The sequence below is a fragment of the Prosthecobacter sp. Pr1 genome (assembly GCF_057652315.1).
On sequence record NZ_JBYFBS010000003.1, the window covers coordinates 253,190 to 266,958 of the forward strand.

The following is a 13,769-nucleotide window of genomic DNA, read 5'->3' on the forward strand; positions in this document are numbered from 1 at the left end:
CGGCACTCAGAGCAGATCTTCCCAGGGCAGGCAGCGGTAGATGCAATACTCAAGCCGGCGCACCAGCGACGTGCCGGGTTCGATGCGTCGCACGGTTCGCCAGCCATTGGGAAGCTGCCCTGTCCAGAGGATCGAGCCGCTGGCATCTCGCGTGATGTGCCAGCTGTTCTCCGGCTGCAAACCCTTCAGCAAATAGGCCTTCAAGCGTGCTGCGAAGGCCGGACTGTGGACGATCACCCCCGTCTCCGTATTAATGTATTGGGAGCGCGGGTCCATGTTGTAGGAGCCGATGAACGACAGGCGGTCATCGATGACGAACCCTTTCGTGTGCATGCCCAGCGGCGTGAGTCTGCGGGCATGGATGTAGTCTTTACGGTCTGCCGCATGGGAGTTGAGTTCAAAAAGGCTGACTCCGCTGTCCAGTACGTCGGCGCGACGGTTTGCGATCCCCGCCATCGCGGCCACCCCGTCGATGGAAGCCAGGGAATTGGTCAGCACCTGCACCTGCACACCGCGTGCGGTGGTCGTTCTCAGCAGCTCCAGCGTGTCTTCCTGGGGAATGAAATAAGCGGCATGCATCACCACATCCGACTTGGCCTTGCGAACGGCAGTTTCAATTTTGCGCCATACTGGTGAGGCTACTTGTCCTTGGCGCATCATGCGCTCTGGCGGGTCTGCCACAAACTCGTACTCAGCCCAGATCATGCGGCTCACGATGTTGTGCAGGGTGTCCAGTGACTCCGCCCGGCTCAGAGAGAGGGGGAAGGGGCGGCCGCTCCTCGCGGCGAGCGTGCGTTTTTTGCGTGCGATGTGCCGGCGCAAATCATGGAGTTCTTCACGATCACGATCAGTGATTTTTGTCTGATCGCCCATGCGGGTCAGCGGCGAGCGCCAGAAGAGCTGAAAAGACCTGGCAGCAGCTTCCACCACCGGCCCTGCGGCGATGAAATCCAAATCCCGCATGTTGTGACGGCGATCAATGCCAAAATAAGCATCTCCAAGATTGCGCCCGCCGCCCATGACGAGGGTGCCGTCCGCGATCATGAGCTTGTTGTGCATGCGGCTTTGCATGCGGTCGATCTCTCCGATCACCGGAATGGGGTTTCCGGCGAAGATGCCCTTGAGGTCGGTCATCGGATTGAAGAAGGCCACACGGATGTTGGGATGCGCCGCCAGCGCCGCAGAGCGCACCTCCACCTGGGCGTCGGTGGTGTTGTCCAGCAGCAGGCGCACTTTCACACCTCGGTCGGCGGCTGCCAGCAGGCGGTCGGCAAAGGTGGTGCCGACCACATCGTCTCTCCAGATGTAATATTGCACGTCCAGCGTGCGCTGCGCGGCCTCCACCATGGCCAGACGCGCCAGGAAGGATTCGCGGCCATCCTCCAGCATTTCAAATCCAGCCGTGCCCTTGCGGTGCACCGTGTGCTGGCGGCAGGCGTGCGCGATGGTTTCCTGACTGACAAATCCCACCGTGGGGAGTGTGCCATTTTTCGAACCGGAGGTCCCGCAAGCTGCCAGCAGAATGAGTGTCCCGCCAAGCAGTAGACGAGGCCATAATTTCATCAGGCATGATTCCAGTGCGGAACAAAGATGCAAGTCCATCAAAAAACGAATCGCGAATGACGTTCTAATCGGATGCTTTTAGCTGATCTCACCTGGCCCGCTGTGGCCGCCCTGGACAAAAACACCCCCGTCATCTTTCCCGTTGCCGCCTTGGAGCAGCATGGCCGGCACATGCCCGTCTTTACGGACAGCATGCTGACAAACGAACTCGTCCGCCGTACCGAGGTCACCCTGGGAGAGCGGGTGTTGATTGCGCCGCTGACCTGGCTCGGAAATTCGCACCATCACATGGACTTCCCCGGCACCTTGTCCGCAGAGCCACGGCTGTATCTCGATCTGCTCAACGGCTTGATGGACAACTTCATCGCCCATGGCTTCAAACGCCTCGTCTTCCTCAACGGCCACGGCGGCAACGACATCCCTGGCAAACAGGCTGTCTTCGAGACCCGGCAGAAATATCGGGATCGCAGTGATCTGCTGCTCCTCTTCGCCACCTACTGGAACCTCGGCGCCGAACCCTGGACTCGTGATCCTTCCATCCAGCAGCGCGTCATGGGCCACGCCTGCGAATGGGAGACCAGCATGGTCCTCCGCCTCCGCCCCGAACTCGTCGTCGATCTGACCAAGACAACGGATGTCCCCTTCGGCAACGCCTTCGAACCCGCCTCCCGCGGCTGGATCATGCCCGACCGCAGCGAGCCCGGCCACGTCGGCGATCCCCGCTCCGCCACCGCCGAAAAAGGCGAGGTGCTGTTCCAATGCTTCAGCGAGTCCGTCGTGAAGCTGCTGGAACGCGTGATTGCATGGGATGGGAAAACATGGGAAGGCTAACCGAAAGAATAAAACAATTGCCTGTGGATTCCAAACCTCGCTCTACATGGAAAGGGTGTCTCTGCGGCTTTGCGCTCTTTCTTCCCATGGCATGTGTCCAACACAAAACCATTCAGTCGGTTTCGAATCCCATGGATGCAGTATGGTCTCGGATTCGTGATCGTATCGACAAGCTGGGGGATGAACATGCGCATGAAGCTGATTGGCGTAAAGCCAGCGAGCCTCAGCCCGAGGTTGTCAGCTCGATTTCTGATTTGCATGAACAGACCAAGGACTTGGAGATTACCGCAGCCGAGAGAGAAGTGCTGCCGGCGGCTTTCAACAAGTCTTCACGGGTCGTTAACTTTGGGTTCGAATGCAACTATCATGCGCTGGTCTTTTTCGACCAGGCAGGGAAATGCTGGAAGGTAATCAAATGGTGAATGTATGACTGCACAACGCTCCTCCCTCTGGAAATGGTATCTCTGCGGCCTCCTGCTGCTGGCCACGACGATCAATTACATGGACCGCCAGACGCTGGCGAATGCCTCGACGCGCGTAACGAAAGAGTTCCATCTGTCGCAGGAGCAGTATGGCGACATGGAGCTGGCCTTCGGCTGGGCCTTTGCGGTGGGATCGCTGGTCTTCGGCTTTCTGGCGGACCGCTTTCGCATTTACTGGCTCTACCCCGTGGTGCTCAGCGGCTGGTCGCTCATGGGCATTGCCTCCGCACAAACGGAAGGCTACTGGCCGCTGCTGTCTTGCCGTGTGCTGCTGGGTTTCTTTGAAGCAGGCCACTGGCCCTGTGCGTTGAAGACCACGTTCGCACTGCTGCAGCCAAAAGACCGCACCATGGGCAACAGCGTGCTGCAAAGCGGGGCGTCCATCGGTGCTGTGGTGACACCCCCGCTGATGATCTGGCTCATGACGGACGAGCTTTCCAGCTGGCGTCTGGCCTTTGAAGCCATCGGCTTCATCGGACTGCTATGGGTGGTGCTTTGGTTCGTGTCGATGCGCAAAAATGATCTGGATGTGGTGGTGGAGGATGATCCATCGAAACGCGAGAGCATGTGGGGCATTCTTCGGGGCGGCCGCTTCTGGGCGCTGGCCATTTTAATCTTCGGTGCGCAGACCTGCTGGCATCTCTTCCGCGTTTGGCTGCCCAAGTTCATGCAGGAAGGCCGTGGTTACTCAGAGACAGAAGCACTGGCGTTCAATTCCGCCTACTACATCGGCACGGACATCGGCTGCATCGCCGCTGGGATCATCTCACTCTGGCTCGCCCGGCGGTTCACCATCTCCGCTCACGGCGCACGGCGTTGGGTGTATGCAGGCGCTTGTTTCATGACGTCGTTCAGCGTGCTCCTGCTGTGGCTGCCCAAAGGCTGGCCGCTCATGGGGGCCATCCTCATCGTCGGTGCCGGTGCGCTGGCTTTGTTCCCGTGCTACTACAGCTTTGTGCAGGAGCTTTCCGACCGGCATGTGGGTAGGCTCACCGGCTTGCTCAGTACCTGGGTATGGGCGGTCTCATCGCCCATGCACAAGCTTTTCGGCAGGCTGGTGGATGAAACGAAGTCCTTTGATCTCGGCATGGCAATGGCTGGTCTTGTGCCTTGGCTCGGCGTCATCGCCATGAAGCTCCTGTGGGACACGCAAAAGTCGAAGGACCCGGCTGCTGCGCTGCGTTGAGTGGGCCATGATTCGTCTGCTGATTCCTGCCTTGCTCGTCGTTTCGCTGCTGCACGCCGCCGAGCCCTATGAACTGAAGCTCGAAACAATCACCAAAGGCTACGATGGTACCATGTGCTGGGTGCACCCTCGTGCAGGCGCCATCCCCGGCAGCCCTCCGCAGGTCGTGCTGACCATGCAGAAGCTGCTGCTCACCGGCAGCGATGTCTTTTATGCGCTGAACCATGTCAGCACCTCCGATCTCGGCAAGACGTGGACCCCGCCAGTCGAGCACACGAACACCCTGGGTCGGCGTGCGGAACCGGCTGGCGTGATCGTAGCCGCCTGTGACTTCACTCCGAAGTGGCATGCCAAGTCAGGCAAACTCCTCGGCATCGGCCACACCGTGCGTTATTCTGATGACAAGGTCATTCACGAACGCCCCCGCGAAACCTGCTTCTCCGTCTATGATCCGCAGAAGTCCACCTGGACGCCATGGGCCACGTTGCCGATGCCCTCAGATCCGAAATTTGAAAATGCAGGCGCAGGTTGTGTGCAGCGGGTGGATTTGGAGAATGGCGACATTCTGCTGCCCATCTACTTCAAAGCCAAAGGAGATAAATACTACCGCGTCACCGTGCTGCGCTGCAGCTTTGACGGCAGCACACTGCGCTTCATTGAGCAGGGCAATGATCTCGCACTGGAATCAGGACGCGGTGTGTATGAGCCTTCATTGATCCGCTGCGCGGGGAAATTCTATCTGACCCTGCGCAATGACACCGCAGGCTACGTGTGTGTCAGCGATGACGGCCTGCACTTCAGCGAACCGAAGCGCTGGGACTGGAGTGACGGCGGCGATCTGGGCAATTACAACACCCAGCAGCACTGGGTGGCGCACAAAGACCATCTCTACCTCGTTTACACCCGCAAAGGCGCGAACAACGATCACGTCTTCCGCCATCGCGCCCCGCTTTTCATGGCGGAGGTGGACAAAGCCAGCCTCACCGTGAAACGCGAAACCGAACGCATCCTGGTGCCGGAACGCGGCGCACGACTCGGAAACTTCGGCGTGTGCGAGGTCAGTGAAAACGAAACCTGGGTCACCGTGGCCGAGTGGATGCAGAAGAACGGCCCGGACATCGTCATCAAGCCCGACAACAAGTATGGCGCTGACAACAGCGTCTATGCCGCGCGCATCCTTTGGAAAGATGACAAATAGCCTGCATCAGCCCAGATACTCCCCCGCAATGACTTCCTCCTCGCCCTCATTTTCATGGATGGCACTGGATATGACCCGTTCGGTCACTTCATCGAGGTAAGTTTGCAGCACCTTGCTGAGTTCAAGAAACTCTGGCCACAGCGTTTCGTCCACAAAACTGCGGGGCACTCTGACCATGACCGTGGTCCGCCGCTGACGCGCATAGCGGTACGGTCTGAGCTCATACCGGCGCAGCAGGGCGGTGAAGAGTTTTTTCGACCAGCCATCCGCAAGGGTGAATTTGTACTCAATCGGTCGCTCAACCTTGGCGGTCTCCCCCAGTCGGCGTTTGATGCGCAGGATGGCATCGGCAGCAGCTTCCTTCTCACCGGGAGTCGCAGCACCTGCATAAAGCCGCTCGATCTTGCTGAGCTTGTCGAGAAGGTCCTGTTCGCGCATGTAGGTTCTTTCTCAAACCAGACGCGATTGTCAACGCAAGCCCCGCTTACGAAGCGCGGCGGATGCCACGTGTCGCCAGGATGTTGCGCACCAGCCGCAGCATGTCGGCAGGTTCATAGGGCTTTGGCAGCACGGCGGCAAAACCGTAGGCGGCTGGATTGGCCATGACGGGATCATCCGAGTAGCCGCTGGAAACGATGGCAAAGACTTCAGGGTCGATGGCACGAAGCTTTTCCATCGCACGCACCCCACCCATGCCATTGGGAATGCTGAGGTCGAGAATGACGAGGTCAAAGGCTCGGCCTTGGGTCACGCTTTCCTGATACATGCGCACCGTTTCACTGCCTTCGGAGCTCTCAGCCACATCGAAGCCGTTGCCAGTGAGATTGCGGACAATCAACGAGCGTACGAGCGGATCATCTTCCAGCACCAGGATGCGCGGATTGGCGGCGTTCAGTTCCGGTGCTGCATCGAACACTTTGCTGAGGCCAAAGGCATCGGCTTCCTCACCATCAGAATCCAGCGGCAGGTAGAAGCGCACCGTGGTGCCTTTGCCATGCTCGGAACTGACGGTCAGCGAGCCCCCATGGGCTTTCGCGATGGATTCACAAACCGTGAGGCCCAGACCCGTCGCGTTGTCAGCCTTGCGGGTGCTGAAGTAAGGCTCAAAAATATGCGGCAGATGCTCCGTCGTGATGCCTTCGCCTTTGTCTTCGACTTCGATCGCGAGACCGGAGGGCTGGAAGTTCGTGTCGGCGACCATTTCACCGGGGAACATCTCGGCGTGATCAGGAGCAAAGCAGCGCACCGTGATTTCACCGCCGTTCGGCTGCGCCTGTTCGGCGTTGCGGATCAGATTGCTCAGCAGGCGGCGGATCTGAGCACCATCAATGGCTATTTGCGGCAGGCCGGGCTGCACTTCGATCCGGTACTCCACTCGATTCGCACGCGTATGATGCGTAAAGAAGGTCTCAATGAGATCGCCAAGGCGGATCTGTGTTTTGATCGGCGCACCACCACGCGCGAAGGTCAGCAGCTGCTGCACAAGGTTCTGCGCCTGCAGCGTGGCCTGCTTGGCCGTGTGCAGTTCAGGCAGGGTGATGGCATTGCGCAGGCGCATCTCGGCCAGCGAGATGTTGCCCAGCAGCACGGTGAGCAGATTGTTGAAATCGTGGGCAAAGCCACGCGCCAGCAGGCCGAGTGATTCCAGGCGGTCGATGCGGTTGCGGCGCTCCGCTTCCTCGCGCCGGGCCGTCACATCCTGCACCAGGAGCAGCAGGCCTTCACCAAAGGGGTAACCGCGCAGTTCCAGCCAGATCTGTTTTTCGTCGAGGTAAAGCTCACGGTTCACCGTCTCACGGTGCAGCATGGCATGGGCAAAGGCCTCATGATGCAGTTCGCGCGTGGCGCTGGGCATGATGTCCCACAATGAAAGACCCAGCATGTTCTGCAGGTTGCGGTCAAAGAGTCGCAGCGCGCTCGCGTTGGCATAGGTCACCCGCCAGCGGGCATCCAGAGCAAACAGCGGGTCGGAAATGCTTTCCACCACATCCACCAGCGGCGCAGTGCTGCGGTTGGGCATGGGCGCGGCTTCCACCGGCGCTGGCACAGTCGCAGCTCGGAAAAGAATGATGAGTCCGGTCAGTTGGCCCTGCGCATCACGCAGCGGTGCCGTACGGTCCTGGATCGGCACGCGTTCACCCGCCAGGGTCGTGAGATAAACCGTGCGCTCAGCGGTTTGCGTGGCTGACTCCGCTGAGAGAATCTCGGCGGGCTCACCAGTACTCTGATAAATACGAAAAACTTCGTTCAAGGAGCGGCCCACGGCTTCCTGCGCATTCCAGCCCGTGGCACGGGCGGCGGAGGGGTTCATGAACACCACGCCTCCAGACAGATCTGCGGCGATCACGCCATCAGCCAGGCTTTGAAAGGCCTCAAAGTAGCTGTGCTCACGCCGCTGACGCTCGTTCTCTTCAAAATGGCGCTGCGCAGCCACTTCCACGGCAAGGCGCAGTTCGTCATGATTAAACGGCTTGAGCAAGTAGCCATGCGGGTGCGTTCCTCGAGCGCGGGCCACGGTGTCCAGATCCGCGCACGCAGTCACATAGACGATGGCCACGCGGCTGCGGCTCTGCAGCTCACGGGCAGTGTCAATCCCATCCATCTGTCCCGCCAAGTGCACGTCCATCAGGACCAGATCAGGCCGAAACTCATCCAGCCGCTCCAGTGCTTCCTCCCCAGAAGCACAGATGGCGACCACCACATAGCCGAGTTTACCAAGAGTCGTGGCCATGTCACAGCCCACGAGGCCCTCGTTCTCGACGATTAATATACGAATGCGGTCAGAATTGGTCATTTCCCCGTTAGTTCCATTATTCTAACCGATATGAATTAGAAACGCCATAGGAATTCTAAGTCCTTTTATTCGACTGGTGAGAATTTGCCAGAAATGACTCACGGTCCGGACGGCATTTTGCCAGGATGCCTTGCCTGCTTGTACTGACAGGGCCGTGCTTTACTGAAACATAGAAACTTACATCAGTGCCTTTGTTCAGTCTAGTTTCCCCGCATCGCTCAATTGGGCATAGTGGCCTCTGAAAAAAAGAGACCTGTCAAAATTTGGCTCGCCATTCCGCGTATTCTTTTAATAACCTTGCCGGGCACTTCACAAAATCTCTCTCATGAAATCTTTTCTCGCATTTCTCGCCGCTCTAGCTCTCAGCTTCTCTCTTTCTGCTGCTGAAACCTCCCCACCAAAGAAAAGTCCGGAGAAACCCTCGGCCAAGGTGGAGGCTGTAGCCAAAACACTGGCCCCCCAGGAAAGAGCCCAGCTGCTGACTTTGCTGAATCAGGGTGATCTGGCGGCACTCATGGCGATTCCCGGTATTGGTGAAGTGCGCGCCAAGGGTATTCAAAAAGCCCGCCCCTTGGCCGATGTGACCAACGTGGTCAGTGTCGATGGCATCGGCGAGGGCATTTTTGCTCAAATGGTCGCCTATGCGAAGGCAGGCTTTCCCCAGCCGGAGAAAAAAGCTCCCGCCAAGAAAAAGGCCGCGCCGAAAAAAGCGGACGCTCCGAGCCCCAAATAGCCTGCAGAGGGGAGCTTTGGAGCCCCTGCCGCTCATTCAGGCGATTCAAGGCCCATTTCGGCCTGATTTTGGGATTCCGGCCCGGCCTTGTGAAATTTTTCACAAATAGCGGTTGCCGCACTGCGGGACGTTCGGATAATCAAACCCGGTTCTCCTGCGGTTCCCTGCTCATACATGGCCACTATCATTGTACAACGTCCCAAACTTGCCTGGCATGAACGCTGGTTCATTTCCACGCTGCTGAAAGGGCTGAAAATCACGATTGGGCACGGCATCAAGACCTTCCTCCAGATTGCCGGGGGCAAGCCCAAGGTCACGATGGAATACCCGGAGCAGAAGTGGGACGAGCATCTGCCCGAACACTACCGTGGCGCCCCCGCCCTCGTCACGGACGAGCACGACCGCGAGCGCTGCGTCAGCTGCCAGCTCTGCGAGTTCATCTGCCCGCCCAAGGCCATCAAAATCATCCCCAGTGAGATCCCCAGCGATGATCCGTGGGCCAAGGTCGAAAAGCGGCCCAAGGAATTCGACATCGACATGATTCGCTGCATCTACTGCGGCATGTGCGAGGAGGTCTGCCCGGAGCAGGCCATTTTCCTGCGCAAGGACTACGCCATCACCGGTCTCTCACGCCAGGAGATGGTGCACAACAAAAAGCGCCTCTATGAAATCGGCGGCCAGCGCGTGGGGCTGGTGAACAAGTGGAACGAGCTCAAGTAATGCCCCCTCTGCTGTTCTATCTCTTTGCACTGATCACCCTGGGCTTCGGCTTCCTGGTCGTCACCGGTCGCAATCCAGTCACCTGCGCTCTCGCGCTTGCGGCCAGTTTCGTCGGCCTCGCCGCGCTGTTCCTCAGCCTTGACGCTTACTTTATAGGAGTCATCCAGATTCTCGTCTACGCCGGCGCAGTGATGGTGCTCTTCCTGTTCATCATCATGCTGCTGGACATCAAGACGGAGGAGGGCAAGAAAATCAATGTCCCCGCGATCGTGTCCGGTGTGCTGCTGGCGGTGTTGCTCACTCTGCAGATCATTGCAGTTGTCGGCAGTACCGAACTGGCGAATAAAACCTCGCAAAATACCCCCCTGGCTCTGGCCGAGGCGGCCGGAAAGATCGGCAAAGCGGCGCTTCCCACGATTACCAACGATCTCAAAACAGGCACGCTGCCTGATGCCAAGCTGATCGGCTTCACTCTTTTTGATCAATACGGCTTCCACCTTCAAGTCATCGGCCTGCTCCTGCTCGTCGGTACGATCGGTGTCGTCGTTCTCAGCAAACGCGAAAGGAGCGCCCCATGATCACCCTTGGCCACTATCTCGTTGTCAGCGGCATGCTGTTCTCTCTGGGTCTCGCTGGCGTCATTGCCAGAAGAAACATCATCATCGTCTACATGTGCCTGGAGATGATGCTCAGCGCTGCCAATCTCGCTCTCGTCGGCTTCACCCGCTTTCATCTTGTCAACGGCCTGCCGGATTACACCGCGCAGTCGCTCGTGTTCTTCACCATCACCGTGGCTGCTGCTGAAGTGGCCGTGGGTCTCGCCATCATCGTGGCTCTCTTCCGCTCCAAGCAGAGCGTGGATGTGGAGTCCGTCACCAAACTTCAAGGATAACGCGCCCGCATGCACGCCAGCATCATCCTACTGCTGCCATTCTTTTCGGCGCTCGTCATCCTTCTGGGCCACCGTCAGCTCAAAGGGGCCTCCGTGCTCATTTCGGTGGGTTCCTCGATCATTTCCTTCATCGCCTGCCTGTTTTTCCTGGCGGCTGAAGATGACAACAAGCTCCTCCTGCCCTTCCTCGATGTCGGCGGCCATTTCCATGCAGGCATCGATGTCCTGATCGACAAACAGAGCCGGGGCATGATGTTCATCGTCAGCTTCATCGGCATGCTGGTGCACATCTTCTCGCTCGGCTACATGAAGGACGACGATGCGAAGCCGCGCTTCTTCGGTTCTCTCTCCCTCTTCATGTTCTCCATGACCGGCATCGTGCTGGCTGGAAACCTGATCATGATGTTCATCTTCTGGGAGCTCGTCGGTCTGAGCTCCTACCTGCTCATCGGCCACTGGTATCAAAAGGCCAGCGCCGCCGAAGCCTGCAAAAAAGCCTTCCTCACCAACCGCATCGGCGACTTCGGTTTCATGATCGGCATTTTGCTGCTCTTTGGGGCCAACCACGGCAGTGTGAACCTCGATGATCTCGCCACGGCCTTCAAATCAGGCCCGCTGGCTCCCGGGGCACCCGGTTACAGCGCAGGTTTCACCACGGCGGCCGCCTTGTGCATCTTCCTCGGCGCTGTGGGTAAATCCGCCCAGTTCCCGCTCCATGTCTGGTTGCCGGACGCCATGGAAGGCCCCACCCCCGTCTCCGCCCTCATCCACGCCGCCACCATGGTCGCTGCAGGTGTTTACATGCTGGTGCGCGTGAGCTTCCTCATTGAGGCTTCGCCCTTGGCGGCGGAAATCATCGCTGGCATCGGCTGCTTTACCGCCTTGTTGGCGGCCTTGATGGCCACCCAGCAGAACGACATCAAGCGTGTGCTGGCCTATTCGACTCTCTCCCAGCTCGGTTACATGGTCATGGCCGTCGGTGCCGTGGCGATGGCCGCCCAGCACGGCCACGAGGCGCACGGCCCGAACCCCGGCCATCCGGCCATGTTCCACCTTTACACGCACGCCTTCTTCAAGGCGATGCTCTTCCTCGGCTCCGGTGCCGTCATCTATGCCTGCCACCATGAGCAGGACATCTGGAAGATGGGCGGCCTTCGCAAGCACATGCCCGTCACCTTCTGGACCTTTCTCATCGGCACCCTGGCATTGATGGGCCTTCCATGGATCACCAGCGGATTCTACAGCAAGGAAGCCATCCTCGGCGCGGCTTATGACAGCGGCTGCAGCATCCTCTTCCACTCTGCCTCGCTCACCGCGCTGCTGACTTCGTTCTACATGATGCGTTTGGTCATCATCGCCTTCTTTGGCAAGCCCCGCACTGAATCTGCGCATCATGCCACCGAGGTGCCTGTGATCATGCTGCTTCCTCTCGTCCTGCTGGCGGTCTTTTCCATCTTCTCCGCCTGGGACGGCTTCGCCACGCCGCTGCAGGCCTACAAGCCGGCGCATGAGCCGCCCCATACCACGGTGCTGGCGGCTTCCATCCTGGCATTCCTCTTTGGCACCGGCGGCGCCATCTACCTCTATCGCGGCAAGGACAAGGACCCGCTCAGCATCAAGCTTTTCGCCAACAAGTTCTACTTCGACGAAATCTACGCCGTCATCGTCCGCATCTGCCAGGACCGCCTCGCTTGGATCGTCACCGCCTTGGAGCGTGTGTTGGTCGATGGCCTCATCGCCCGCCTGCCCACGGCGATCGTCGCCCGTCTCGGAGCCGCCACCCGTCTTCTGCAGGGCGGCCATCTGCAAGGCTACACCTTCCTGCTGGGCGGTGGCGTCATTGCTGTGATTTATTTAGTCGTGTTTGTGCTGCCCCGCATGGGCCATTGATGGAGAAACTGAATGAGCGTTCTTGAACTAATCATCGCACTCCCGCTGCTCGCCGCTCTGGCGATCTGGCTCGGTGCGCCTGCCCGCGCTGCATCCCTCGGTGCCACGTTCATCAATCTGATCCTCGTGTTCTACACGGCGGTTCAATACTGGGGCAAAACGGGTCTCGCCTTCACCCATTCCCGCCCGATCCTCGAAAATCCATCGCTCAGCTTCGCCGTCGGTGCGGATGGCATCTCGATCATCCTCGCCCTGCTCACCGCGCTGGTGATGCTCGCTGCCATCTGGCAGATTGAGGATCGTCCCCCGATCTTCTACGTTTCCTCGCTGCTCATCGGCGGTGGTGCGCTTGGGGCCTTCCTCACCACGGATGTTTTCTTCATCTACGCCTTCCATGAGCTCGCGTTGATCCCGACCTTCCTCATGATCGCGCTGCACGGGCGTGCCGAGCCTGCCCAGCGCAAGGCCGTTGCATGGAAGGCCACCATTTACCTCGGTGTCGGCAGTCTCGTGCTGCTCGCTGGTTTGGTGTGGCTGGTGCTTGAATTCAGCGGCGGCTCCAAGCTCACCTTCGATCTCGAAGCCCTCCGCAGTCAGGCCAAGCTCACTCCTCTGCCAGATGCCAAGCAGGCGCAGATCTTCTTTGTCCTCCTTCTTGGGTTTGGTTCCCTCGTCAGCCTCTTTCCCTTCCATAGCTGGGCCGCACCGGCTTACGCCACAGCACCCACACCCGTGGCCATGCTTCATTCCGGCGTGCTGAAAAAATTCGGTCTCTACGGCCTCATCCGCATCGCGCTTCCGCTGCTTCCTCAGGGAGCTCATGTGGAATGGGTGCAGAACGCACTGCTCTTGATGCTGCTGGGCAACATCCTCGTCATGGGCCTCGTCACCATCCATGCGAGCCGCCTCGACAATACTCTGGCCAACTCCAGCGTCATGCACATGGGCTACATCTTCCTCGGCATTGCCGCAGGAACCGAGATCGCGCTGAAAGGTGCGGTGATCCTCATGTTCGCACATGGTATCTCCATCGCGCTGCTGTTCGGTCTGTGCGGTCGCATGCGGAATCAGCTTGGCACTCTGGAATACAACAAGCTCGGCGGCCTCGCCACCCATGCTCCAGCGTTCACGGTGCTGTTCGCCTTTGGTTCCTTTGCTTCCATCGGCCTTCCGGGCCTCACCAACTTCGCCGGCGAAGTTTTGATCTTCCTCGGCAACTTCACCGAGTTCAAAGCAGGCGTCCTGACCAATTTGCAGTGGACCGTCATCCTGGCGCTTTGGGGCGTGGTGATGTCCGCAGTTTACATGCTGCGCGCCTACCGCAGCATCTTCCACGGCAGTCCTGCCACAGGCCTCTTCATGATCGATCCTGTGTTCTCCCAGCGCGTGCCGTTCATCATGCTCGCCACCACGCTGCTTGTCACCGGCTGCTGCCCTTGGCTGCTGCTCAACCTCATGAAATCCGCGCTGTAGTCCTGCC

General features: G+C 59.0%; 13 protein-coding genes. 10 read left to right on the plus strand and 3 right to left on the minus strand.

Features of this window, described 5'->3' with window-relative positions:
• Positions 1–6: 6 nt before the first annotated feature.
• On the minus strand, positions 7–1,563 hold the full coding sequence (locus AC24GY_RS06410; protein ID WP_487681286.1) for a phospholipase D-like domain-containing protein: 1,557 nt from the start codon (positions 1,561–1,563) through the stop codon (positions 7–9).
• Between the two features lie 72 nt (positions 1,564–1,635).
• On the opposite strand from AC24GY_RS06410, the gene AC24GY_RS06415 reads away from it, so the two are divergent.
• Genes AC24GY_RS06415 through AC24GY_RS06430 form a run of 4 tightly spaced genes read left to right on the plus strand, consistent with a single transcriptional unit; the run spans position 1,636 to position 5,260 of the window.
• Complete coding sequence (locus AC24GY_RS06415; RefSeq protein ID WP_487681288.1) at positions 1,636–2,394, plus strand: creatininase family protein; 759 nt, start codon at positions 1,636–1,638, stop codon at positions 2,392–2,394.
• Positions 2,367–2,816, plus strand: a complete 450-nt coding sequence (locus tag AC24GY_RS06420; protein ID WP_487681290.1) for a hypothetical protein — start codon at positions 2,367–2,369, stop codon at positions 2,814–2,816. The genes AC24GY_RS06415 and AC24GY_RS06420 overlap by 28 nt, the downstream gene beginning before the upstream one ends.
• Before the next feature lie 4 nt (positions 2,817–2,820).
• Complete coding sequence (locus tag AC24GY_RS06425) at positions 2,821–4,062, plus strand: MFS transporter (RefSeq protein WP_487681292.1); 1,242 nt, start codon at positions 2,821–2,823, stop codon at positions 4,060–4,062.
• Positions 4,063–4,069: 7 nt separating this feature from the next.
• Positions 4,070–5,260, plus strand: a complete 1,191-nt coding sequence (locus AC24GY_RS06430) for a sialidase family protein (RefSeq protein ID WP_487681294.1) — start codon at positions 4,070–4,072, stop codon at positions 5,258–5,260.
• A 6-nt stretch (positions 5,261–5,266) separates the two neighbouring features.
• Here the strand turns inward: AC24GY_RS06430 and AC24GY_RS06435 are convergent, their stop codons facing one another.
• Positions 5,267–5,698, minus strand: a complete 432-nt coding sequence (locus AC24GY_RS06435) for a hypothetical protein (protein ID WP_422317631.1) — start codon at positions 5,696–5,698, stop codon at positions 5,267–5,269.
• A gap of 46 nt (positions 5,699–5,744) precedes the next feature.
• Entirely contained in the window at positions 5,745–8,054 is a 2,310-nt protein-coding gene (locus tag AC24GY_RS06440; RefSeq protein ID WP_487681297.1) for a hybrid sensor histidine kinase/response regulator, read from the minus strand.
• A 325-nt stretch (positions 8,055–8,379) separates the two neighbouring features.
• On the opposite strand from AC24GY_RS06440, the gene AC24GY_RS06445 reads away from it, so the two are divergent.
• The 6 genes from AC24GY_RS06445 (at position 8,380) to AC24GY_RS06470 (ending at position 13,762) form a co-directional block, all read left to right on the plus strand.
• Entirely contained in the window at positions 8,380–8,787 is a 408-nt protein-coding gene (locus AC24GY_RS06445) for a ComEA family DNA-binding protein (RefSeq protein ID WP_487681299.1), read from the plus strand.
• A gap of 174 nt (positions 8,788–8,961) precedes the next feature.
• Positions 8,962–9,507 (plus strand): NuoI/complex I 23 kDa subunit family protein, encoded by a 546-nt coding sequence (locus AC24GY_RS06450; RefSeq protein WP_422317637.1) that lies wholly within the window; start codon positions 8,962–8,964, stop codon positions 9,505–9,507.
• Positions 9,507–10,085 carry an NADH-quinone oxidoreductase subunit J family protein gene (locus AC24GY_RS06455; protein WP_422317639.1) on the plus strand — a complete coding sequence of 193 codons (579 nt, stop codon included), beginning with the start codon at positions 9,507–9,509 and terminating at the stop codon, positions 10,083–10,085. The genes AC24GY_RS06450 and AC24GY_RS06455 overlap by 1 nt, the downstream gene beginning before the upstream one ends.
• Positions 10,082–10,399 carry an NADH-quinone oxidoreductase subunit NuoK gene (gene nuoK / locus AC24GY_RS06460; protein ID WP_487681302.1) on the plus strand — a complete coding sequence of 106 codons (318 nt, stop codon included), beginning with the start codon at positions 10,082–10,084 and terminating at the stop codon, positions 10,397–10,399. Before AC24GY_RS06455 ends, nuoK begins: the two co-directional genes overlap by 4 nt.
• Before the next feature lie 9 nt (positions 10,400–10,408).
• Positions 10,409–12,289, plus strand: coding sequence for an NADH-quinone oxidoreductase subunit L (gene nuoL / locus AC24GY_RS06465; RefSeq protein ID WP_487681304.1), 1,881 nt, complete (start codon positions 10,409–10,411; stop codon positions 12,287–12,289).
• Positions 12,290–12,301: 12 nt separating this feature from the next.
• Positions 12,302–13,762: a complex I subunit 4 family protein gene (locus AC24GY_RS06470; protein WP_487681306.1), complete on the plus strand. Its 1,461-nt coding sequence runs from the start codon at positions 12,302–12,304 to the stop codon at positions 13,760–13,762.
• Positions 13,763–13,769: the final 7 nt, after the last annotated feature.